Here is a 22,101-nt window from a genome sequence, read left to right as displayed (position 1 = left end):
GAGGAGAAACAAGATTTGGGCGGTTCAGAAATACAAAAAGGCATAGACAAGATACAAAAAATTTAGTAGAATTGATAAGTAAGATTAGATACGTATGTACATAGAGATACATATGCAATAAGTGGGTAGGTGAAAAAATTGGATATAGCATCCATTATCGGAATGGTCATGTGTGGCTTTTTCCTTATATACGGTATTTGCAGCGGTGATGACGGGGCAGCGGCACTTGGCAATTTTTATGATTTTTCGTCCATATTGATCACATTTGGTGGTGCGTTCTGTGCGACACTGGCAAGTTTTTCCATGTCGGATTTCCTTGCGGGGTTAAAGAGCTTTCTCCTGATTTTTAAAACGCCTTCGCTTGATACACCACAGATCATTTCCAAAATAATAGAGCTATCGAATGTAGCAAGAAAGGAAGGATTGCTTTCATTGGAAGAGGCAGCAGCGGATTTGGATGATGCCTTTTTGAAGAAAGGAATCCTGTTGATCGTTGACGGAACAGATCCGGAGCTTGTCCGTGGTATTATGGATACGGAGCTTGGCAGTATTGATGCAAGGCATAAGAAACGAATCGGTTTCTGGGAAGCACTTGGCGGTATGGGCCCTGCCTGGGGTATGATCGGTACGCTGATCGGTCTGATCAACATGTTAAAGAATATGTCGGATGTAACTTCAGTCGGACCGAATATGTCGGTTGCTCTTGTTACAACTTTCTATGGTTCTGTGCTTGCCAACTGGATCTGCACACCGGTTTCATCAAAATTGAAGGCGGATAATGATGCGGAGATTGAAGCAAAAGAGATCATGGTGGAAGGACTGCTGTCTATTCAGGCAGGAGAAAATCCACGAGTCATTGAAGAAAAGCTGAAATCCTTCCTTGCACCGAAGGACAGAACAACGATCGGAGAAGAGGAGGCGGAAGCAAATGGCTAAGAAACGGCAGGAAGATCCGCCGAAGGGTTCCCCTGCATGGATGTCGACATTCAGTGATCTGATGAATCTGCTCCTGTGCTTCTTCGTCCTTTTGTTTTCCATGTCTACTGTAGATGCACAGAAATTTGAGGCTGTTGCAGCTTCTTTTTCACAGACGTTCAGCATCTTTGATGCCGGGGCGACTGCGATCGGGGACGGTATTCTGATCAGCAATGGCGTCAGTCAGCTCAATGAGCTGGATGAATACATAAACAGTACCGGTAAATCAGCAGATACCGATACGAAGTCGGATGCACTTGAGGCATATCAGGCGGCTTCCATGGAGCAGGCAGAGCAGATGGCGGAGAACATCGAGGAAAGCCTGCAGGAAGATCATGGAGAATATAACAGTGACATTTCGGTGGATTTTACATCCCAGTATGTTTCACTGAATCTGAACGGCGCATTTTTGTTTGATTCGGGCAGCGATCAGATCCGGGAAGAGGCGAAGCCGCTTCTGGATAAGGTTGGACAGATCCTGGAGCGTTACGCGGACAGCACAATTGAGATCGAAGGCCATACGGATAATGTACCGATCCATAATGCAAGATTTGCCAATAATGATGAGCTGTCAAGCTTCAGAGCGCTTTCGGTATTTGACTATTTCATGTCTACAACAACACTGGATCCGGCAAAGATCAAGCATTCCGGTCGTGGTGAATATGTACCGGTTGCGGATAATGCAACGCCGGAAGGAAGAGCGAAGAACCGGCGCGTAGAGATCAAAATCTATACGGAATTATCGGATTACGAATAAAAGGAGTCATAAAATGAAAAAGAATTTAATGTCAGTTCTGATTCTGGCGCTTCTGATCGTCAATATCATACTGACTGCAATCACAATGGTCAGTGTGACATCGACCAACAAAAAGACCGCAGCAGTGGTAAACAGTATTGCAACGGTTCTGAATCTGGAACTGAACACAAGCGGAGATGAAGCAGCGTCAACAGAGGTATCTATTGATGATACCGCAGTTTATAATATTGAAGATTCCATGACGATCCCGCTTCGTAAAGGTGAGGACGGCAAGGATCATTATGCGCTTGTTTCTGTATCTTTAGCCATGAATACAAAGGATAAGGATTATGAGACATACGGGACAAAGATTGCAGATAATGAAAGCCTGATCAAAGGTGAGATCGTAGAGGCGTTTGGCAGCTATACGATGGAACAGATCCAGGCAGATTCCGATGTTGTCAGAAATGATATTCTGGCAAGAATCCAGGGACTTTACAATTCAAAGTTTGTTTATAAAGTGACATTCCGCGATATTATCATCCAGTAGTCTGGTGAAATGAATGACGTATGTCATGACAGGAGGTGAGTCAGGTGGGAGAGGTTTTATCTCAAAATGAGATAGACAGTCTGCTGCAGGCACTTAGCACCGGCGAGCTGGATGTAGAGGAAATGAAATCGGCACCGGAGAAGTCGGTAAAGAATTACGACTTCAAGAGACCGGCAAAGTTTTCAAAAGAGCATCTTCGTACGCTGGAAATCATATTTGAACATTACGGACGGCTTCTTTCCACGAATCTTCCGGTTTATCTGCGAAAGACGGTACAGGTCAGTGTGGCGAGTTCGGAAACGGTTACTTTTTCAGAGTTTACCAATGCGCTGAGTAATCCGGTTGTACTGGGCATTATCAATTTTGCGCCAATGGCAGGAGACATCATTTTGGAGCTTTCCACGAATATCGGTTTTGCGATTCTGGATCGTATGCTGGGAGGCGCCGGAAAACCACTGGAGAAGAACAGGGAGTTCTCAGAGATTGAGCTGTCAATTCTTGATAAGATCATGGTCACCTGTATGCAGCTTTTACGGGAACCGTGGAAAAATGTTGTGGATCTGGATCCGTTTATGGAGCGGATTGAGACAAATGCACAGTTTGCACAGATCATAGCACCGAATGAAATGATCGCGATCGTGACACTGAATATCAAGATCGGCGATGTAGAAGGGTACATGAATGCATGTCTTCCTTATATCACACTGGAAGATATCATGGATAAATTGAATACGAAGTTCTGGTTCTCTACGATGCAGAATGCAAGCGGAGAGAATTATGCAGAATATATCAGTTCGATGATTAAGAGAACCGAGATTCCGGTTAAGGCAGTGCTTGGAAAGAGCGTTGTTTCCGTTATGGATTTTGCCGGACTGCAGGTTGGAGATGTCATTAGACTGGATTCCAGAGTAGACGATGAAATGGAAGTTTACGTTGGTAATATTAAAAAATTTACTGCGTTACCCGGTACAAGTAAAGATAATTATGCTGTCCGGATTACGTCAGTTGTCAGAGAGGAGGAATAAATAAATGGACGGTATGCTGTCACAGGACGAAATAAATGCACTGTTATCAGGCATGAATGCAGGCGGTTCAGATCCCCAGCCGGATCCACAGCCGGCAGCGGCGGAAGAAGTCCTTACGGATATCGAAAAGGATGCCATTGGTGAGATCGCGAACATCAGCATGGGTACATCCGCTACCACGCTTTATTCCCTGGTAAACCGTAAGGTCAATATCACAACACCGACGGTATCCATTGCAAATTGGAAAAATTTTATAGATGAACAGGAAAAACCGTGCGTTTTTATTCAAATTAAATATACGGAGGGTCTGGATGGCGCCAATATCCTGATCCTGCGGGAGAGAGATGTCAAGGTCATTACCGATCTGATGATGGGTGGGGATGGCAGTAATACAGACGGAGAGCTTGGTGAACTTCATCTGAGTGCCATTTCCGAGGCGATGAACCAGATGATGGGATCTTCTGCGACATCCCTTTCTTCCATGCTTGGCAGGATGATTGATATCAGCCCGCCGGAGGCAAGCCTTGTAAATGTACTTGAAAATAAAAACGGAGCAGATATTGCACCGTTTTTGGGTGGCGATTTTGTAAAAATTGAATTCAGAATGCAGATTGAGGATCTGGTAGACAGTACGATCATGCAGCTGTATCCGATCGATTTTGCAAAATCTCTCTATGAAATCTTTATGGGACAGCAGATGGGTACAAATACCGCAGCGGCGCCGCAGCCGGCTCCGGTATCGCAGCCGCAGCCAGCTCCTGCTCCGGTGCAGCAGCCACAACCGGCTCCGACACCACAGCCGCAGCCTTATGTTCCGCCACAGGTGGAAATGCCGCAGATGCAGCAAATGCCACAGATGCAGCAAATGCCGCAGATGCAAATGCCACAGATGCAGCAGGCCAATATACAGCCTGCACAGTTCCAGGCATTCAATACGCAGGTGCCACAGCAGATGACAAGTCAGGAAAACATTGGCCTGATCATGGATGTACCGCTGGAAGTTACCGTAGAGCTGGGCAGAACGAAAAAGTCCATTGCGGAGATTTTGGATTTTACGCCCGGTACGATCATCGAACTGGACAAGATTGCGGGAGAACCGATTGATGTACTGGTAAATGGAAAGTTTGTCGCCAAAGGTGAGGTAGTTGTAATTGAAGAAAGCTTTGGTATCAGAGTGACAGAGATTATAAAATAAAATTCATTTAGGAGAGAAAATTATGGCAAAGAATATTTTGATTTGTGATGACGCAGCATTTATGAGAATGATGATCAAGGATATCTTAACCAAAAATGGTTATAATGTGGTCGGAGAAGCTGAGAATGGTTTAAAGGCTGTTGAAAAGTACACAGAGACAAAACCGGATCTTGTACTGATGGATATCACAATGCCTGAGATGGATGGTATTCAGGCACTGAAGAAGATCAAAGAACTGGATCCGAGCGCAATGGTTATTATGTGTTCCGCAATGGGACAGCAGGCAATGGTTATCGAATCTATCCAGGCAGGTGCCAAGGACTTTATTGTAAAGCCTTTCCAGGCAGATCGAGTTATTGAAGCTGTGAAAAAGGTAGTAGGCTGATATGGTCCTTGCAGCAGGTATGTTAGAATCAGCAGCCCGTCTGGTTACGGTAGTTCTGATCTTTCTGTTTGTTCTGCTACTGACCTACGGAACAACACGCTATATTGCCCGCTTTCAAAAGCAGCAGATCGATACGACCAATATAGAAATTGTGGAGACTTCCAGAATTGCGCCTAATAAGTATCTGCAGATCATACGGGCAGGAGAAAAATACATTCTTCTCGCAGTCTGTAAGGATACGGTGACGATGCTTTCAGAGCTGGATCCGGCGACGTTGAAGCCGAAGCAGGAGACAGAGCAGGTGGATTTTAAACAGATTCTGGAGAAAGCAAGGAAGTATGTGGCAGGCAGCAAAAACGATAAGGAACGGGCGGATAAGAATGAATAAATGGTACATACGGCTTGTAACGGCTTTTTGTGCGGTGGTTCTGTTGCTTTCTGCGGGAAGCATCAGGACGGAAGCTTCTACCATGAACAGACATCTGGCGGGAGATACCGAAACAAGAACAAATATCACAGAGCCGGGCGCATCGGATTCCGCAGAGGATCTGAAAAATCTGAATATAGCAAATACAATGACGGTTACATACAGTGATGGAAACGGTACACTGGCAGGATCTCTCAGAATACTGCTGATCCTGACGGCTATTGCAATCGCACCGACCCTTCTGATCTGTCTGACAAGTTTCACACGTATCCTGATCGTGCTTCATTTTACCAGAATGGCATTGAATACACAGTCAGCACCACCTAATCAGGTGCTGATTGGTCTGGCGCTTTTTCTGACCTTTTTCATTATGAGCCCGACGATCAATACGATCAATGAGGATGCGATCAAACCGTTTGAGGCCGGTGAGATCACGCAGGAGGAGGCTCTGGAGATTGGAGTGAAGCCACTGCGTGAATTTATGTATAAACAGACACAGATCAAGGACGCGCAGATGTTCTGTGAGATCGGTAATATCGAATGGACGGGAGAGCTTTCCGACATCCCGACGAGTGCTCTGATCCCGGCGTTTATGGTAAGCGAGCTGCGGACAGCATTCATTATCGGTTTTGTCATCTATATTCCGTTCCTTGTGATCGATATGGTTGTGGCATCGGCGTTGATGAGTATGGGTATGATGATGCTTCCGCCGACAACAATCTCCATGCCGTTTAAGATTTTATTGTTTGTACTGGCGGATGGTTGGAATCTGGTCATTGTAAATCTTGTGAAAACATTTTACTAGGAGGATGAGGTATGACAGTTGATCTTGTTGTAGAACTTGCAAATAAAGCATTATATACCGTCATATTAACAGCAGCCCCGGTTCTTTTGGTTTCACTTGTCATAGGTCTGATCGTCAGTATTTTTCAGACGGTTACATCGATCCAGGAGCAGACGCTTACTTTTGTACCGAAGATCGTAGCGGTTTTTGTAACATTGATGCTCTTAGGACACTGGATGCTGAACCAGATGACGAATCTCATGGTGGATATGTGGTCGGATTTTTCTGTTTATATCAGGTAATGGATCATGATAGAGTATAGTTTTTCAATCCAGGAACTTGAAATATTATTATTATATTTTGTCAGAGTGACATGTTTTATTTATGCAGCACCGTTTTACAGTATGAATAATACACCGAATCAGTTTAAGATCGGTCTGGGACTGTTTGTGTCTTATCTGCTTTATGCAGTTTCTATGCCGCATCAGGAACTGGTTTATGGGACTGTACTGGAATATGCGGTCATTGTGATGCGGGAAGCACTTGTTGGTCTGATCATCGGATGGGGCGCAAATATCTGCAGCTCCATTGTTTTATTTGCGGGACGTCTTGTTGATATGGAGATCGGATTTGCCATGGCCAATGCGATCGATCCGACGACAAGGGAAAATGCCACGATCTCAGGTTTCTATTATCAGTATACCGTAATGCTTTTACTCATCGTATCGGGGATGCACCGCTATGTTCTGCAGGCACTGGCACAGACGTATGAGCTGATCCCGATCAATGGGGCGGTATTCCGCTCGGAACCGATGATGAAAGCCGTGATCGGTTTTATGAGCCAGTATATCAATATCGGCTTTCAGATCTGCCTGCCGGTCTTTTGTGTGACACTGATCGTCAATGTGGTGCTTGGTATTTTGGCAAAGGTGGCACCGCAGATGAACATGTTTGCTGTTGGTATGCAGATCAAGATACTGATCGGTTTGGGTGTTATGTTCCTGACAGCGGGAATGCTGCCTTATGTCAGCGATTATGTGTATAAAGAGATGAAGATCATGATCGTCTCATTTGTGGAGGCAATCATGCCATGACAGAATTAAGACTTCAGTTCTTCGCCAAAGAAGGACCGGGCGGAGAAAAAACAGAAAAACCAACAGCCAAAAAGCTGGAAGATGCCAGAAAAGAAGGACAGGTTGCAAAGAGCCGTGAAATTTCCAATGCACTTACGATGATCGGGCTTTTTATCCTGCTGAAAGTGTCTCTTTCCTTCTTGGGGAACCAGTTTTTGGGCAGTTTTGAAGATTCCTACAATCATATTCCGGAACTGATTAAGCTGACAGACGGCAAGATACGGAGTGGGGATTTTTCCGTGCTGCTGCTGCATATGCTTTTTCGGATGCTTCTTGGAATGGCTCCTTTTCTGGCAGTTGGATTTGTGCTGGCATTTCTGGCTGATTTTTTACAGGTAAAATGGAAGGTGACGACAAAGCCGCTGCAGCCCAAATTCAGCAAACTGAATCCTGTCAATGGATTCAAACGTATTTTTTCTGTCAATTCTCTGATGGAACTTTTGAAATCTGTTTTAAAAATCGGGCTGATCAGCTACGTGGTCTATACAACGATCAAGGACAAACTGCAGGTGATTTATCTGCTGTTTCACATGACACTATGGCAGGGGATTGCAACAGCAGCAGATATTGCGATCTCGATCGGACTGAAGGTATCGATTGTTTATGTGATCATTGCAGTGCTGGATTTTGCCTATCAGAAGCATAAATTTAATACAGATCAGATGATGACAAAACAGGAGATCAAAGATGAATATAAAAATGCAGAAGGAGATCCGGCAGTAAAGGGAAAGCAGCGGCAGAGAATGCAGGAGGCTTCCCGCAGACGTATGATGCAGGATATCCCGAAAGCGGATGTGGTCATTACAAACCCAACTCATTTTGCGGTTGCGATCCAGTATGACACAAAGGTAGCGGCAGCGCCCGTTGTGCTGGCAAAGGGAGAGGATCATCTGGCTGCGAAGATCAAAGAGGTTGCCAGAGAGAACAAGGTAGAAATTGTAGAAAATAAACCGCTTGCCCGAATGCTGTATTATAATGTGGATATCGGGCAGCAGGTACCGCCGGAGCTGTATCAGGCAGTTGCAGAGGTACTGGCAATGGTTTATCATATGCAGGGAAAGATATAGTAAAAAACATTTCTTAAGATAAGAACAAAACAATGATCAGGAAGGGAAGGTGATGGAATGAAAAAAGCAGATCTGGCAGTGGCAGGCTATGTCCTGGCAGCGTTTATTATGTTGATCGTGCCAATTCCATCGGGACTTCTCGATGTTTTGCTGTGTATCAATATGGGAGTCGCTTTTACGATCATGTTCGGCAGTATGTTTGCCAAGGAAGCACTGGACATGTCGTATTTCCCGACGATCCTGTTATTCACGACTATTTTCAGGATTTCTCTGAATGTTTCTTCTACCCGTCTGATCCTGACAAGCGGTGATCCGGGTAATGTTGTCCGGACATTCGGTCAGTTCGTAGGTGGTAATGATCTGATCATGGGCGCGATTGTCTTTATCATTCTGATTATCATCCAGTTCATGGTCATCAACAAAGGTTCCGAACGTGTGGCAGAAGTAACGGCGCGTTTCACACTGGATGCCATGCCCGGTAAACAGATGGCGATCGATGCGGATTTGAATACAGGCGCGATCACAGATAAACAGGCAAAGGAACGTCGTGATAAAATCCAGCAGGAAGCCGGCTTTTTCGGCTCTATGGATGGTGCGGTGAAGTATGTAAAGGGAGATGCGACCGCCGGTCTGATTATCACTGCTGTTAATATTGTCGGTGGTATTCTGATGGGAATGTTCCGTCAGGGACTTGATTTTAATACAGCACTGAATACATATGCGGTTCTGACGATCGGTGACGGACTTGTCAGTCAGATTCCGTCTCTTCTGATCTCTTTATCAACCGGTATTCTGGTGACTAAGGGCAGCAAGGATGCGGATTTCGGTTCTGCACTGATCAGCCAGCTTTTCGGTGTTCCGCGTACGATGTATCTGGTAGGTGCGGTACTGATCGGACTTGGTATCGTGACCCCGCTGAATACGATCATCTTTGTTGGAATCGGTGCTGCCTTTGTGGTAACAGGACGTATGATGGCAGGTACGATCGAAACGGCGCAGATTGAAAATGAAGCAAATCAGGAGGAGATGGCGGCAGAGGAAATCAGACAGCCCGAAAATGTTACTTCGCTTCTGCAGGTCGATCCGATCGAACTGGAATTTGGTTATGGTATTATTCCGCTGGCTGATGTCAATCAGGGCGGGGATCTTTTAGACCGTGTTGTTATGATCAGGCGGCAGATTGCCTTGGAACTCGGTACGATCGTTCCAATCATCAGACTGCGTGACAATATTCAGCTGAATCCGAATCAATATATCATCAAGATCAAAGGAATTCAGGTCAGTGAAGGTGAAATTCTGTTTGACCATTATATGGCAATGAATCCGGGCTATGTAGAGGAAGAAATCACAGGGATCAAGACATTTGAGCCTTCCTTCCATCTGCCTGCTGTCTGGATTACGGAAGGACAGCGGGAACGCGCGGAAAGTCTTGGTTATACCGTAGTCGATCCTCCATCTATCATCGCGACCCATCTGACGGAAGTAATCCGCCAGCATATTGCGGAGCTTCTGTCCCGTCAGGATGTACAGAATCTGGTGGACAACTTAAAAGAGAGCAATCCTTCGATTGTCGAGGAACTGGTGCCAAAGATGCTGGGTCTGGGCGAGGTACAGAAAGTATTGCAGAATCTGCTGCGTGAAGGTATTTCTATCCGTGATCTGCTGACTATTTTTGAAACACTGGCAGATTACGCCCAGACAACGAGAGATACGGATGTGCTGACAGAATATGTCAGACAGAGCCTGAAACGTGCGATCTCTGCAAAATATTTCCCTGCAAATGAGACAACAAGCGTGGTAACGCTTGATCCGAAGGTCGAGCAGGAGATCATGAGCAGCGTGAAACAGACGGAACAGGGAGCATATCTGACACTGGCGCCGGAGCGGACAAAAGCAATCATGGCAAGTGTCCAGACGGAGATCGACAAGCTGGAAAGTCTTGGCAAAAATCCGATCATTATTACTTCACCGATCGTTCGTATGTATTTTAAACGGTTGACAGAGGATTATTTTAAAGATTTGATCGTTGTTTCCTATAATGAAGTGGAGACAAATGTTGAATTACAATCAGTTGGGATGGTGACCGCATAAATGATCATAAAAAAATTTCAGGCAAAAACAGAAGAGGCAGCACTGGAACTGGCAAAAAAAGAACTTGGCAGCGGTGTTGTTGTCATGAATGTGAAAAAAATAAAAAAGAAGGGGCTTTTCAGTATATTTAAACCACAGCAGGTGGAAGTAACTGTGGCACTGGAAGAGGAGGAGAAGCAGAATTTCAGGGAAGCGGTTGCGAAAGTCAGTGAGATTGCCAGACAGAGCGAAGCGGCGGGAAACAGCCAGAATGTGAAACCGGAACCGGTGCAGGCAATAAAGCAGACAAAGACGGAGCCGGAAAAACAACCGGAGAAACCGAAGCAGCCTGAGAAGAAAGCGCAGATAATTGACAGCAGACAGGAGAGTGTGATCGAGGAAAAGCTGAGCACTTTACAAAACCTGCTGGAAAAGCAGATCGGTGATGTACAGGAGAAAGAAAAGGACAGCACGGAAGAAGAAAAGAAGGAAGACAGCAATGTTGCATTCTTCCAGCTTCTGTACAAAATGCTGCTGGATAATGAAATCGAGGAAGCCTATGCCAATCAGCTTGTGGATGAACTGGACGGCAGCGTGAAACCGGATATGCCGATCGACTACCTGCTTTCCGTTGTGTATCAGAAGATGGTGCTGAAATTCGGACAGATCAAAACAATACAGCCGGCGGAAAAAGGTCCGAAACTGATTTATTTTATCGGCCCTACGGGTGTGGGAAAAACGACGACAATTGCAAAAATCGCATCCCGCTTCAGTGTTGTGGAAAAGAAAAAGATCGTACTTCTGACAGCAGATACCTACCGGATTGCGGCAGCAGAGCAGCTTCGTACGTATGCCAATATTCTGGATGTGCCGTTCCGGATCATTTATACGCCGCAGGAGATCAGAAATGCAATAGAGGACTATGCGGCATATGATTATATTTTTGTAGATACTTCCGGTCATTCCCAGAAAAATACGGATCAGCGGGACGATACACTGGCGCTCCTGCGTGCAGCAGACGGACAGGCTGAAAAGGAAGTTTATCTGGTTGTCAGTGCCACAACCAAATACAGAGATCTGCTGAATATAGCAGATACGTATCAGAAATTGACAGATTTCAGACTGGTATTTACAAAGCTTGACGAGACACAGTGTCAGGGGAATTTATTTAACCTGCGATTACATACGGATGCACCGATGTCTTATGTGACATGTGGGCAAAATGTCCCGGATGATATCGGTGAATTTGACGCACAGAAAACCGTGAAGCTGTTATTAGGCGGCAATCAGTTCGAGTAAAGGAGGGCGATCGTTTGGATCAGGCATCACAGCTTAGAAATATCATAAAAATGAATCAGGAACGCCCCCGTCCGCTTGCACGTGTCATTACGGTTACAAGTGGGAAAGGCGGCGTAGGAAAATCGAATACGAGCATTAATCTTGCACTCCAACTGAAAAAGCTGGGACAAAGGGTCGTAATTCTGGATGCGGATTTCGGACTGGCAAATATCGAGATCATGTTTGGTGCAGTGCCACAGTTTAATCTGAGTGATCTGATCTATAAGGGAAAGGATATCACGGAGATCATTACCTGGGGACCGGGCGGGATCGGTTTTATTTCAGGCGGTTCCGGTATTGCGGGACTTTCCAATCTGAACAGAGAATACCTGACCTATATCATTCAGAATCTGGCAAAGCTGGATTCCATAGCGGATGTGATCATCGTGGATACTGGAGCAGGCATTTCGGATGCGGTACTGGAATTTCTGGTGGCAAGCAGTGAGGTACTTCTGGTGACAACACCGGAGCCGACTTCCATCACAGATTCTTATTCCCTGTTAAAAGCACTTAGCCGTCACCCACGTTTTTCCAATGAAATGACAAAAGTCATGATGATCGCTAATAAAATGGAAAAGATAGAGGAAGGGCAGATCCTTTATCAGAAGCTGAATACGGTTGTGACAAGATATCTGAAGATGGAGATTTCCTATCTGGGTACGGTTCCACAGGATGTACAGCTTGAAAAGGCAGTGATGCAGCAGATGCCTGTCTCTTTACAGAACGAAAATGCAAAATCTGCCAAAGCATATGAGCGGATCGCAACAAAACTGATGCATCCCGGAGAAGATACGCCGGCGATAAAAAAACGCGGTATGGCTGCATTTTTTGCACATTTTATCGGAACTACACAGCAATAAAAACAGGAGAATAATATGCTGACAAAATTGATTTTACCGGGAGAAAAAATCGAATTACAGTCGATGGAGAAGAGTATATTGGGAAACTCTTCAGATAAGAAAAGTTATGTATCCAGAATCTATGATGTGTTATCAGACGATCAGTTTGAGGTTTTGATGCCAATGGAGCAGACAAAGCTGATTCTGCTTCCTGTAGATGGGGAGTATGATGTCTGTTTTTATACAAAACAGGGACTGTATCAATGCTATGTCAGAATTGCAGACCGCTATAAAAAGGACAATACTTACATTTTACTATGTGAGACAATCTCTAATCTGCGTAAACACCAGAGAAGAGAGTTTTATCGTTTCTCCTGTATCCTGAATATGAGTAGCAGGGAGCTTGTGGAGGAAGAGCTTTCTGCGATAGAACAGAACCAGCAGTATATTCAGGCGGGACTTCCGCTCAGACAAAGCGTGGTGGTGGATATCAGCGGCGGAGGAATCCGTTTTGTATCCGATTATAAATATGAAAACGGAACATTGATCTACCTGACATATAATTTGAGCAGCGAAAAGATCAAGAAAACCTATAACCTCGTGGGAAAGATCCTTTCTGTGAAAGAACTGGAAAACAGAAGAGGGACATATGAACACAGAGTACAGTATGTCAATATTGATAACCAGCAGCGGGAAGAGATCATTCGCTATATTTTTGAGGAAGAGCGAAAGAACAGGCAGAGAAAAAATGGATAAAAAGAAAAAAATACTGGTTGTAGATGACTCTGCACTCATGAGAAGAATAGTGTGTGATATAATCAGTTTGGATGAGCAGTTTTGTGTGCAGGATCTGGCGGCAAACGGACAGGAGGCTATCCTTCTGATGCAGAAAAATGCATATGATGCAGTCATTCTTGACATCATTATGCCAAAGCTGGACGGGATCGGCGTATTAAAAGAGATCAACCGTCTGGGGCTGCAGGAGCATGTGGTGATATTCAGCTCCGAAACAAGAAAGGATGCAGAGGTCACCTTACAGGCACTGGAGCTTGGTGCAGTGGATTTTATCCATAAGCCGGATTCCATTCTGGAGGCAAAAAAGGATACCTTTGTCAGACGATTCCTGGCAATTTTATCTTCTGCCGTGCAGAGCAGACCACAGCCGAAAAAGCCTGTGGTCAGGGAAAATAGTGGTAAACAGATAAAGAAACAAACGGTTACACCGGATGGAAAGACGGTTGTAGCGATAGCCTGTTCCACGGGTGGACCGAAAGCACTCGCAGAGGTCATACCGAAGTTACCGGAAAATCTGGATGCACCGGTTCTGATCGTACAGCATATGCCTGAGGGCTTTACAAAGTCTCTTGCACAGCGTCTGGATGAACGCAGTCCGCTGCATGTCATGGAAGCGGAAAACAATATGGAGATCCGGAAGGGCTGCGCCTATATTGCAAGAGGTGGCAAGCATATGGAGATCGGGCAGCGGGATGGAAAGCATTACCTGATCCTGAAGGACGGCCCGGCGCGGGAAGGTGTCCGGCCATGTGCTAATTTTATGTATGAATCCCTTGCAGAGTCAGGGTATTCGAGGGTCGTCTGCGTGGTACTGACCGGTATGGGACAGGATGGAACCGCAGGCATACGAAATCTGCATCAGAAGAAACCGATTTATGTGATTGCGCAGCAGAAGGAAAGCTGTGCAGTATACGGAATGCCACGCAGCATTGTGGCGTCCGGCTTAACCGATCAAATTGAACCAGTAGAAAATGTGGCAGATGCCATTATAAAAAGCGTGGGGGTAAAGTGATATGGATGTAACGCAATATCTGGAGATCTTTCTTGACGAAACAAAAGAACACTTACAGAGCCTGAGTGATCAGTTTATGATCCTTGAGCAGGAACCGGACAACATGGATACCATCAATGAAATATTCCGTTCCGCGCATACCCTGAAAGGTATGGCAGGTACAATGGGATATAAGCGGATGCAGACGCTGACACATGACATGGAAAATGTGTTTTCGGAAGTCCGCAACAATACGATCAAGGTTGACAGTGCCATGGTAGATCTTTTATTCCAGTGTCTGGATGCACTCGAAGAGTATACGGAGAATATCCAGAACACAGGTGATGAAGGCACCAATGACAATGAGCACCTGATCAAGGCACTGAATGATTATCTGGCTAAAAACAGCGGAGACGGCGCACCGCAGCCTGCAAAAGAAGAAAAGAAGGAGCCTGCCAGGGAAGAACCAAAGCAGGAAGCAGGGGCAGACGCCGGCAAGGAAAAATGGCGAGAGATCAAGCTGGGAGATACAGAGATCAGCGTCATGACAGAAGCAAAAAAACAAGGAAAGAAATGTCTTGGTGTAACGGTTTATGTGCAGGAATCCTGCATTTTAAAAGCAGCCAGAGCATTTCTTGTATATAAAGCACTGGAGGAACTGGGTGATATGATCGTTTCTGTTCCAAGTGCACAGGATATCGAGGATGAACGTTTTGATTTCGATTTTAGTGTGATCATCCTGACAGATGCGGATGCAGAGGCTGTAAAAAAGGCGGTTCTCAATGTATCTGAGATTGAAGCTGCATATGTGGGAGAGGTAGAGCTTGCACAGCCGGAAGAAGCTACGCAGCCTGCAAAAGCTGCGGAAGCACAGCCAAAGGCAGAGGAACAGCCGAAGCAGACAGTACCTGCAGCACCGGCAAAAGCAGCAGATAAAAAGCCGATTTCCAAACCGATCGTCAACAGAACGGTACGTGTTGATATTGAAAAACTGGATGTCCTGATGAACCTGGTCAGCGAGCTGATCATTGCGAAAAACTCTCTGGTATCGACTTCTTCACAGGAAGGTATCCTGACAAACAATACATTTAACGAGCAGATCGAATATCTGGAAAGTGTGACAACAAACCTGCATGAATCTGTTATGAAGGTACGAATGGTTCCGATTGAGACTGTTGTACAGAAATTCCCGAAGATGATCCGTGATCTGTCCAAGAAGCTGGATAAGAAGATGCAGCTCATCATGTCCGGTGAAGAGACAGAGCTTGACAGAACGGTGGTAGATGAGATCGGTGATCCGCTGATGCATCTGCTGCGTAACTCCGCAGACCATGGTCTGGAATCCGCTGAAGTCCGTAAGGAGAGAGGAAAGCCGGAAATCGGTTCTATTTTCCTGGATGCTTATCAGGATGGTAATAATGTTATTATTGAGGTAAGAGATGACGGTAACGGAATCGATGTGGAAGCAGTGAAACAGAAAGCAATCGAACGTGGTACGATCACACCGGAACAGGCGGAGAATATGGCAGATAAAGATGTCATCGGCCTTCTGTTCTTACCAAGCTTCTCTACAGCAAAGAAAGTATCCGATGTATCAGGTCGAGGCGTCGGTCTTGATGTTGTAAAATCAAAGATCGAATCCCTGAGCGGTGAAGTTGAAGTCAAAACAAAGCTGGGAGAAGGAAGTACCTTTATTATCAGACTTCCTCTGACACTGGCGATCATACAGGCACTGATGGTAGAAGTAGGCGGTGAGAAATATGCAATCCCGCTTGGCTCCATCCAGACGATCGAAGATGTGGAACCGGAAGAGATCAAATATGTACAGGCAAAAGAAGTGATCAACCTGCGTGGTACGGTCATTCCGCTGATCCGGTTAAACGAAGTGCTGGATAACGAATCCACAAAGAAACCGGATGAAAATCTGCTTGTGATCATTGTCAAGAAGGGTGACAAGCTGGCAGGTCTTGTGGTAGACGAACTGATGGGACAGCAGGAGATCGTTATCAAGTCACTCGGTAATTATATCAATAAGAATAAGATCATCAGCGGTGCAACAATCTTAGGTGACGGCGAGATCGCTCTGATCCTTGATACGAATGCATTATTATAAGGAGGGGCAGTATGGACGAATTAAAAGAGCAGTATATGACAACACAGTTCATCGTAGTCCGTTATGGAGATGAGCAGTTCGGTATCGATATCAAATATGTAGATAATATTGTCCGGATGCAGCGTATTACACGTGTGCCAAAGGTGCAGAGCTACATAAAGGGTGTGATTAACCTGCGCGGTGAGATCATTCCGGTCATCAGCCTGCGGCTGAAAATGGGACTTGCCGATGATGAAATTACAAAAGCAACACGTATCATCATTATCAAACTGGAAAGCGGAGACAGTATCGGTGTTTTAGTGGATGCGGTAGAAGAAGTGGTAACACTGGAGCATTCCCAGATTGAAAAGGTTGCTTATGATTCCAAGGACACAAAAGCAAACTTTATCAACGGAGTCGGTAAGGACAGAGACAGACTGATCTCCCTGCTGGATGTCAATGCAACATTTACAGATAAAGACGGACAATAAACGCATTACATTTAGAAAAGGGGGGGTATATATGAGTAAATTTGATTTAAATCATGTATCCCAGCAATATTTTGACATCTTAAAAGAACTGGGCAATATCGGTGCCGGTAATGCAACGACTGCATTGGCACAGATGCTTGGCTGCAAGGTGGATATGAAGGTTCCGCAGGTCAAACTTCTGGAATTTCAGGAGGTTGGTGCGGTGATGGGCGGTGAGGAGCAGATCATGGCAGGTGTTTACCTTCTGGTGGAAGGTGATATTACCGGAAGTATCATGTTCCTTTTGAAGGAAGATGCGGCTCATGATCTTGTGAATAAGCTGATGGGCGTATCCGGACCGGCCAGCGGGGAGTTTTCGGAAATGGAACTTTCTGCACTGAAAGAGATCGGTAATATTATTACGGGCGCGTATCTGAATTCCTTATCCATGCTGACTAATATGAAGATCATCCCATCGGTTCCCGATCTGAGCATTGATATGGCGGGAGCGATCTTAAGTGTTCCGGCGATAGAATTTGGGGCACTGGGTGACAGGATCCTGTTGATCCAGACACAGTTTACGGATGATAAATTGCTGGACGGCTTTTTTATTCTTGTGCCTGATCTGGAATCTTATGATAAGATCATGGCATCTTTGGGATGTAATTAGTAGAAAGTGTAACAGGGTAATGGAATGAGTGAGATAATAAAAGTGGGAATGGCAGATCTGAATATCTGTATCAGTCCGGACGGCATTACGACTCTGGGACTGGGATCCTGTGTAGGAATCGCACTGCGGGATCCGGTAACAGGTATTGGAGGTCTTGCCCATATTATGCTGCCTGACAGTACGCAGATCAAAGACAATTCCAACATCCCCAAATTCGCTGATACGGGAATTGAGGAACTGGTCAGACGGATTGTGGCAGCGGGTGGCAACAGATCGAGGCTGGTTGCAAAGATAGCCGGTGGAGCACAAATGTTTGCATTCCAGAACAAATCCAGTATGGTACGCGTGGGTGAGAGAAATGTGGAAGCAACGAAAGCAAAGCTGAAACAGCTGAACATACCGATTCTGGCGGAAGATACAGGAAAGAATTTCGGTAGAACCGTTATTTTTTACCCGGAAACGGGTGAATTTCAGATCAAGGCAGTTGGAAAGGAAACATACACAATATGAATACCAGAAATATACCAGCGCTTGTTATGCTGACAGCAGGACTGGTGGCAAGCATTGTCATGTTTTGGATGCATTATGATCTGTATACGATGTCCTGGGTGCTTCTTCTTGTTTTTGCAGTTTTTTATGTGCTTGGCTGTGTGATCAGGCTGATGCTTGACAAATTTGGCATGCAGCAGGAGAAGAAGGAAGCACAGCAGCAGGAGGATGCAGCTGCACAGGAGACAGGACAGCAGGAAGAAAAACAGCAAAGTGAGGATGGCGCTGTGATTGAGAAACAGTAGCCAAGGAGGGTAATCTATGGAGGAAGCGGCAAGAAAGCGTCTCTGGGTGGATTATGCGAGAACAAAGGATCCGGGCATCCGGGAGAAGATCATTCTGGAATATGCCCCACTTGTAAAGGTGGTAGCAGGCAGGCTTCATATGTATCTTGGCAGCAATGTGGAATATGAAGAACTGGTAAGTTATGGGATCTTTGGACTGATCGATGCAATAGATAAATTCGATTCTTTAAAAGATGTGAAATTTGAAACGTATGCGAGTCTTCGTATCAGGGGGGCAATTCTGGATCAGATCCGGAAAATGGACTGGATTCCCCGTACGATACGAAAAAAACAGAAACAGATCGAAGGTGTGATGCGTCAGGTCGAACTGGAAAAGGGCAGAGAAGCAACTGATGAAGAGATTGCACAGGGACTGGGCATAACGCAGGAAGAATATACGGACTGGCAATCCAGTATGAAGATCACGGGGATTGTTTCCCTGAATGAATATCTGGAGCAGGGAAGTGATATTTCAGGCGACGGCAGACAGGTTTCCAGACATTTTGCACAGCCGGAATCCGTGATAGAGCAGCAGGAGCTGAAAGCAAAGCTGGCAGATGCACTGGAACTTCTGACAGAGAAAGAAAAGAAAGTCATTCTTCTTTATTATTATGAAGATCTGACTTTGAAAGAAATCAGCAATATATTGGAAGTATCGGAATCGCGTGTTTCCCAGTTACATACGAAGGGACTTTCCAAGATGAAGAAAAAGCTTGGAAATTATATGGGAATTTTGCATGAAACCGTGTAGTCCGGGAGAAAGGGGGCTTATATGAACGCATATTTTCGATTGATCATATCACAGACAGGAACAGCAATCGAACTGATCCCGCAGACAAACGGAGGCAGTCCGCTCAGTATTGACGAGATTGCGGCGTATCTGCAGCTGAAAGGAATTTCGGATTATGACATCAAACTGATCTATCAGACAATCGGAAGGCTGAAAGATAAGCCTGTACAGATCCCGCTCTGTGGCATGCGTTCTTATCAGGAAAACGAAATGTGTTTTTTCCGCATGTCAGAGGATAAAATGACTGTGACAGCGCGGTTTATCGCACCAAGCAGTGCTGGCAGCCTGATGACAAAGGATGAGATCTTAAAGGATCTTTATGCAAGGCAGGTCAGATTTGGAATTGATGAAGCAGCAATCGATGCATTCCTCAAAGACAGAACTTACTGCACGGATATTGTGGTAGCAAGGGGAAAAGAACCGAGACACGGCGAGAATGCGTGGATCGAGTATTTCTTTGAAACAGATCTACAGGCAAAGCCGACGAGACGGGAAGACGGCTCGGTTGATTTTTTTAATCTGAATACAATGAATCACTGCAAAAAGGGAGATCTTCTGGCAAGACTTCATCCCGAGGATAAAGGGGAGGAAGGCTGCAATGTGCTGGGAGAGCGGATCAGACCGCGGGATGTCAAACATCTGACACTCCGTTTTGGCAGAAATATAACGATATCGGAAGACAGACTGGAGTTATATTCCGATATCAACGGGCACGTAGTCCTGTCAGGTGATCAGGTGTTTGTTTCCAATATTTATGAAGTGGAGAATGTTGGCCCTGCTACCGGAAATATTACTTCTGAGGGCAGTGTGATCGTAAACGGCAACGTACAGGCAGGTTTTTCCGTGACCGCAGCGGAAAACGTACAGGTCAAAGGCGTGGTGGAAGGTGCCACAATCCAGGCGGGCGGTGATATTATCATTGAGCGCGGGATGAACGGTATGGGACGCGGCAAGCTTCTGGCAGGTGGCAGAGTAGTTGCCAAATTTGTGGAAAATGCGGTGATCGAAGCCGGAACTTATGTAGAAGCGGATTCTCTGATGCACAGTAAGGTAAGTGCAAAAACAGAGGTAACCGTAGATGGCAGAAAAGGATTTATTGCAGGCGGCATTGTACGGGCAACCGTCAAGATATCCTGTAAAACGCTTGGATCAGAGCTTGGAGCGGACACAGTGGTAGAGGTTGGTGTCAATCCGGAGCAGAAGGCAAGATATGTGGTGCTGCAGAAAGAACTTGTAGAATTACAGAAAAAATATACAACGGTAAAGACAACTCTGACAGGTGCAGCGGCAAAAATCAAAAGTGGTGCTAAACTTTCGCCGGAGCAGATGAAATATGTACAGACATTGCTTGCTGCCAGTCAGCAGATGGAAAAACAGCTGGCGGAAGACAATGCGGAATTTGATGAACTGGAAGTTTTGCTGGGACAGAAGACAGAGGCCTGTGTCTGCGTGCGGGATACTGCATATCCGGGGACAAAGGTTGTGATCGGGGATGATTCCATGACGTTAAAGAGCAAAGTACAGTTTTGCCGTTTTGCCCTGATCGGCGGTGAAGTGAAGTACACCGCACTGTAAAGGAGGAATCGTTATGGCACTGGGACCGATCGAACTGAATATGATGGTAGGACGTGCACAGGATATTTCTGCGATCAAGCAGAATGAAGATATCAGACCGATGACCGAGCAGGCAGCCTTTCAGAATCAGATGGAAAAGGCAGAAAAAAAGCAGGCAGGTCAGGTCAGACGTTCGGAAGAAACGGATACAAGACAGAGACGTCAGGATGCGAGTGAAAAAGGGAAGAATGAATATTTCGGAGATGGTGGACGCAGAAGAAAGAAAAACGAGATTCCACCGGAAGGAAGAGTCATTAAGGGAAAGAACAGTATTTCTCATTTTGACTGTTCGATTTGATACTGGCATATGAAAAGAGGAAGATACTATGACAACATTGGAGATTTTGCTTCTGATATTAGGTGCGGTTATTTTTATTGCAAGTTTTATCGTACCGGAAAGCAAAAGTGAACTGGACGCAGCAGACAGACAACTGACACAGGAAAAACTGCAGGAACTTTTGCAGGAGGAAATGAAAAATGTACGCTCACAGGTAACAGACGCTGTGGATGAAACCATTCATTATTCCATGGAAAAAACAGAGCGGGGGCTGGAACGCCTGACGAATGAAAAGATGACAGCAGTTTCAGAGTATGCACAGACTGTTCTGGAAGATATCCATAAAAACCATGAAGAAGTCATGTTTTTATATGACATGCTCAATAACAAGCATGAAAATTTGAAAGAAACGGCAACAGAAGTATCTATGGCGGTGAAGGAAGCAAATGCCAAGGTGAGTGAGCTGGATGCTGCACGGGCGGCAGAGCCTGAAATCGATCCGGATGTCCCGGTTGAACCTGTGATGGAAGATGCGAGAACGGGTGAACCGATTGTGGAGGAAAATTTTGAGCCGATCAGTCTTTCCGGGATTGAAAAGCTGAAACGCAGGGAGGACAGCCTGCATGAGATGGATAAAGCGGCGGAGTCTGTTGTTAAAAAGGCAATTGCACAGAGCCCTGTGATCCCAAAGGAGAAAAAAGCAGCTACGGCAGAAGAAAAAGCTGAAAAGCCGGCAGAACCGGCAGTGAAGACTGAGGAGAAAATTGCGGTAAAACCGGCAGCTAAGCCTGCGGAAAAAGCAAAAACGGCAGAAAATAAACCGAAAAAGGTTGCGAAGGCAAAAGCAGAAGCAAAGACAAAGCAGCAGACACTGGAAAACGGCGATATTGCACTTTCTCTGCAGCCGATTACAGACAGCAGCAATAAAAACGAACGCGTACTCGCGCTTCATAAACAGGGAAAAAGCAATGTGGCGATCGCAAAAGAGCTTGGGCTCGGCGTCGGCGAAGTAAAACTGATCATTGACTTGTTTAAGGAGATGTAG

General features: G+C 45.5%; 25 protein-coding genes. All 25 read left to right on the top strand.

Annotated features, from left to right (window positions below):
- Positions 1 to 138: 138 nt before the first annotated feature.
- From KQI22_RS04555 to KQI22_RS04435, 25 genes are read left to right on the top strand one after another with little or no spacing between them, the layout of a single operon-like run.
- On the top strand, positions 139 to 936 hold the full coding sequence (locus tag KQI22_RS04555; RefSeq protein ID WP_216550920.1) for a motility protein A: 798 nt from the start codon (positions 139 to 141) through the stop codon (positions 934 to 936).
- Positions 929 to 1,732, top strand: coding sequence for an OmpA/MotB family protein (locus KQI22_RS04550; protein WP_216550899.1), 804 nt, complete (start codon positions 929 to 931; stop codon positions 1,730 to 1,732). The genes KQI22_RS04555 and KQI22_RS04550 overlap by 8 nt, the downstream gene beginning before the upstream one ends.
- 13 nt (positions 1,733 to 1,745) lie before the next feature.
- Positions 1,746 to 2,261, top strand: coding sequence for a flagellar basal body-associated FliL family protein (locus KQI22_RS04545; RefSeq protein WP_216550898.1), 516 nt, complete (start codon positions 1,746 to 1,748; stop codon positions 2,259 to 2,261).
- A 44-nt stretch (positions 2,262 to 2,305) separates the two neighbouring features.
- On the top strand, positions 2,306 to 3,286 hold the full coding sequence (fliM, locus tag KQI22_RS04540; RefSeq protein WP_216550897.1) for a flagellar motor switch protein FliM: 981 nt from the start codon (positions 2,306 to 2,308) through the stop codon (positions 3,284 to 3,286).
- A 4-nt stretch (positions 3,287 to 3,290) separates the two neighbouring features.
- Positions 3,291 to 4,481, top strand: a complete 1,191-nt coding sequence (gene fliY / locus KQI22_RS04535) for a flagellar motor switch phosphatase FliY (RefSeq protein ID WP_216550896.1) — start codon at positions 3,291 to 3,293, stop codon at positions 4,479 to 4,481.
- 22 nt (positions 4,482 to 4,503) lie between these two features.
- Entirely contained in the window at positions 4,504 to 4,866 is a 363-nt protein-coding gene (locus KQI22_RS04530) for a response regulator (RefSeq protein ID WP_216550895.1), read from the top strand.
- Between the two features lie 19 nt (positions 4,867 to 4,885).
- On the top strand, positions 4,886 to 5,254 hold the full coding sequence (locus tag KQI22_RS04525) for a flagellar biosynthetic protein FliO (RefSeq protein WP_253293506.1): 369 nt from the start codon (positions 4,886 to 4,888) through the stop codon (positions 5,252 to 5,254).
- On the top strand, positions 5,247 to 6,098 hold the full coding sequence (gene fliP, locus KQI22_RS04520; RefSeq protein WP_305854758.1) for a flagellar type III secretion system pore protein FliP: 852 nt from the start codon (positions 5,247 to 5,249) through the stop codon (positions 6,096 to 6,098). Before KQI22_RS04525 ends, fliP begins: the two co-directional genes overlap by 8 nt.
- Positions 6,099 to 6,109: 11 nt before the next feature.
- Positions 6,110 to 6,379, top strand: a complete 270-nt coding sequence (gene fliQ / locus KQI22_RS04515) for a flagellar biosynthesis protein FliQ (RefSeq protein WP_216550893.1) — start codon at positions 6,110 to 6,112, stop codon at positions 6,377 to 6,379.
- A 6-nt stretch (positions 6,380 to 6,385) separates the two neighbouring features.
- Positions 6,386 to 7,171, top strand: a complete 786-nt coding sequence (locus tag KQI22_RS04510) for a flagellar biosynthetic protein FliR (RefSeq protein ID WP_216550892.1) — start codon at positions 6,386 to 6,388, stop codon at positions 7,169 to 7,171.
- Positions 7,168 to 8,277: a flagellar biosynthesis protein FlhB gene (gene flhB, locus KQI22_RS04505; protein WP_216550891.1), complete on the top strand. Its 1,110-nt coding sequence runs from the start codon at positions 7,168 to 7,170 to the stop codon at positions 8,275 to 8,277. Before KQI22_RS04510 ends, flhB begins: the two co-directional genes overlap by 4 nt.
- A 57-nt stretch (positions 8,278 to 8,334) precedes the next feature.
- Entirely contained in the window at positions 8,335 to 10,368 is a 2,034-nt protein-coding gene (gene flhA, locus KQI22_RS04500; protein WP_216550890.1) for a flagellar biosynthesis protein FlhA, read from the top strand.
- On the top strand, positions 10,369 to 11,646 hold the full coding sequence (gene flhF, locus KQI22_RS04495) for a flagellar biosynthesis protein FlhF (protein WP_216550889.1): 1,278 nt from the start codon (positions 10,369 to 10,371) through the stop codon (positions 11,644 to 11,646). It abuts the gene before it with no gap.
- 14 nt (positions 11,647 to 11,660) lie between these two features.
- The gene (locus tag KQI22_RS04490) at positions 11,661 to 12,545 is read left to right on the top strand and encodes a P-loop NTPase (RefSeq protein WP_216550888.1); all 885 of its coding nucleotides are present in this window, start codon (positions 11,661 to 11,663) and stop codon (positions 12,543 to 12,545) included.
- A gap of 15 nt (positions 12,546 to 12,560) precedes the next feature.
- Complete coding sequence (locus KQI22_RS04485) at positions 12,561 to 13,280, top strand: flagellar brake protein (RefSeq protein WP_216550887.1); 720 nt, start codon at positions 12,561 to 12,563, stop codon at positions 13,278 to 13,280.
- The gene (gene cheB / locus KQI22_RS04480) at positions 13,273 to 14,331 is read left to right on the top strand and encodes a chemotaxis-specific protein-glutamate methyltransferase CheB (protein ID WP_216550886.1); all 1,059 of its coding nucleotides are present in this window, start codon (positions 13,273 to 13,275) and stop codon (positions 14,329 to 14,331) included. The genes KQI22_RS04485 and cheB overlap by 8 nt, the downstream gene beginning before the upstream one ends.
- A 1-nt stretch (position 14,332) precedes the next feature.
- A complete protein-coding gene (locus KQI22_RS04475; protein WP_216550885.1) occupies positions 14,333 to 16,423 on the top strand; it encodes a chemotaxis protein CheA in 2,091 nt (696 codons plus the stop codon).
- A gap of 11 nt (positions 16,424 to 16,434) precedes the next feature.
- Entirely contained in the window at positions 16,435 to 16,893 is a 459-nt protein-coding gene (locus KQI22_RS04470; protein ID WP_216550884.1) for a chemotaxis protein CheW, read from the top strand.
- 31 nt (positions 16,894 to 16,924) lie between these two features.
- The gene (locus KQI22_RS04465) at positions 16,925 to 17,542 is read left to right on the top strand and encodes a chemotaxis protein CheC (RefSeq protein ID WP_216550883.1); all 618 of its coding nucleotides are present in this window, start codon (positions 16,925 to 16,927) and stop codon (positions 17,540 to 17,542) included.
- A 24-nt stretch (positions 17,543 to 17,566) separates the two neighbouring features.
- Positions 17,567 to 18,052, top strand: coding sequence for a chemotaxis protein CheD (locus KQI22_RS04460; RefSeq protein ID WP_216550882.1), 486 nt, complete (start codon positions 17,567 to 17,569; stop codon positions 18,050 to 18,052).
- On the top strand, positions 18,049 to 18,336 hold the full coding sequence (locus KQI22_RS04455; RefSeq protein ID WP_216550881.1) for a hypothetical protein: 288 nt from the start codon (positions 18,049 to 18,051) through the stop codon (positions 18,334 to 18,336). Before KQI22_RS04460 ends, KQI22_RS04455 begins: the two co-directional genes overlap by 4 nt.
- A 16-nt stretch (positions 18,337 to 18,352) precedes the next feature.
- Positions 18,353 to 19,126, top strand: a complete 774-nt coding sequence (locus tag KQI22_RS04450) for a FliA/WhiG family RNA polymerase sigma factor (RefSeq protein ID WP_216550880.1) — start codon at positions 18,353 to 18,355, stop codon at positions 19,124 to 19,126.
- 21 nt (positions 19,127 to 19,147) lie between these two features.
- Entirely contained in the window at positions 19,148 to 20,740 is a 1,593-nt protein-coding gene (locus KQI22_RS04445; RefSeq protein WP_216550879.1) for a DUF342 domain-containing protein, read from the top strand.
- Between the two features lie 13 nt (positions 20,741 to 20,753).
- Positions 20,754 to 21,077 (top strand): hypothetical protein, encoded by a 324-nt coding sequence (locus KQI22_RS04440; RefSeq protein WP_216550878.1) that lies wholly within the window; start codon positions 20,754 to 20,756, stop codon positions 21,075 to 21,077.
- A 28-nt stretch (positions 21,078 to 21,105) separates the two neighbouring features.
- Entirely contained in the window at positions 21,106 to 22,101 is a 996-nt protein-coding gene (locus tag KQI22_RS04435) for a DUF6115 domain-containing protein (protein WP_216550877.1), read from the top strand.

Source organism: Kineothrix sp. MSJ-39, assembly GCF_018917935.1.
Classification (GTDB): domain Bacteria; phylum Bacillota; class Clostridia; order Lachnospirales; family Lachnospiraceae; genus CAG-194.
Note: the sequence above shows the minus strand (reverse complement) of the source record. Positions and strands in the feature narration are given on the sequence as shown.

What these genes read in the sequence shown, in the direction of transcription:
- KQI22_RS04550 (WP_216550899.1), top strand. Translation starts at nt 929, where the DNA reads ATGGCTAAGAAACGGCAGGAAGATCCGCCGAAGGGTTCCCCTGCATGG.
- KQI22_RS04545 (WP_216550898.1), top strand. Translation starts at nt 1,746, where the DNA reads ATGAAAAAGAATTTAATGTCAGTTCTGATTCTGGCGCTTCTGATCGTC.
- fliY (WP_216550896.1), top strand. Translation starts at nt 3,291, where the DNA reads ATGGACGGTATGCTGTCACAGGACGAAATAAATGCACTGTTATCAGGC.
- KQI22_RS04530 (WP_216550895.1), top strand. Translation starts at nt 4,504, where the DNA reads ATGGCAAAGAATATTTTGATTTGTGATGACGCAGCATTTATGAGAATG.
- KQI22_RS04525 (WP_253293506.1), top strand. Translation starts at nt 4,886, where the DNA reads ATGTTAGAATCAGCAGCCCGTCTGGTTACGGTAGTTCTGATCTTTCTG.
- fliP (WP_305854758.1), top strand. Translation starts at nt 5,247, where the DNA reads ATGAATAAATGGTACATACGGCTTGTAACGGCTTTTTGTGCGGTGGTT.
- fliQ (WP_216550893.1), top strand. Translation starts at nt 6,110, where the DNA reads ATGACAGTTGATCTTGTTGTAGAACTTGCAAATAAAGCATTATATACC.
- KQI22_RS04510 (WP_216550892.1), top strand. Translation starts at nt 6,386, where the DNA reads ATGATAGAGTATAGTTTTTCAATCCAGGAACTTGAAATATTATTATTA.
- flhB (WP_216550891.1), top strand. Translation starts at nt 7,168, where the DNA reads ATGACAGAATTAAGACTTCAGTTCTTCGCCAAAGAAGGACCGGGCGGA.
- flhA (WP_216550890.1), top strand. Translation starts at nt 8,335, where the DNA reads ATGAAAAAAGCAGATCTGGCAGTGGCAGGCTATGTCCTGGCAGCGTTT.
- flhF (WP_216550889.1), top strand. Translation starts at nt 10,369, where the DNA reads ATGATCATAAAAAAATTTCAGGCAAAAACAGAAGAGGCAGCACTGGAA.
- KQI22_RS04485 (WP_216550887.1), top strand. Translation starts at nt 12,561, where the DNA reads ATGCTGACAAAATTGATTTTACCGGGAGAAAAAATCGAATTACAGTCG.
- cheB (WP_216550886.1), top strand. Translation starts at nt 13,273, where the DNA reads ATGGATAAAAAGAAAAAAATACTGGTTGTAGATGACTCTGCACTCATG.
- KQI22_RS04475 (WP_216550885.1), top strand. Translation starts at nt 14,333, where the DNA reads ATGGATGTAACGCAATATCTGGAGATCTTTCTTGACGAAACAAAAGAA.
- KQI22_RS04470 (WP_216550884.1), top strand. Translation starts at nt 16,435, where the DNA reads ATGGACGAATTAAAAGAGCAGTATATGACAACACAGTTCATCGTAGTC.
- KQI22_RS04465 (WP_216550883.1), top strand. Translation starts at nt 16,925, where the DNA reads ATGAGTAAATTTGATTTAAATCATGTATCCCAGCAATATTTTGACATC.
- KQI22_RS04460 (WP_216550882.1), top strand. Translation starts at nt 17,567, where the DNA reads ATGAGTGAGATAATAAAAGTGGGAATGGCAGATCTGAATATCTGTATC.
- KQI22_RS04455 (WP_216550881.1), top strand. Translation starts at nt 18,049, where the DNA reads ATGAATACCAGAAATATACCAGCGCTTGTTATGCTGACAGCAGGACTG.
- KQI22_RS04450 (WP_216550880.1), top strand. Translation starts at nt 18,353, where the DNA reads ATGGAGGAAGCGGCAAGAAAGCGTCTCTGGGTGGATTATGCGAGAACA.
- KQI22_RS04445 (WP_216550879.1), top strand. Translation starts at nt 19,148, where the DNA reads ATGAACGCATATTTTCGATTGATCATATCACAGACAGGAACAGCAATC.
- KQI22_RS04440 (WP_216550878.1), top strand. Translation starts at nt 20,754, where the DNA reads ATGGCACTGGGACCGATCGAACTGAATATGATGGTAGGACGTGCACAG.
- KQI22_RS04435 (WP_216550877.1), top strand. Translation starts at nt 21,106, where the DNA reads ATGACAACATTGGAGATTTTGCTTCTGATATTAGGTGCGGTTATTTTT.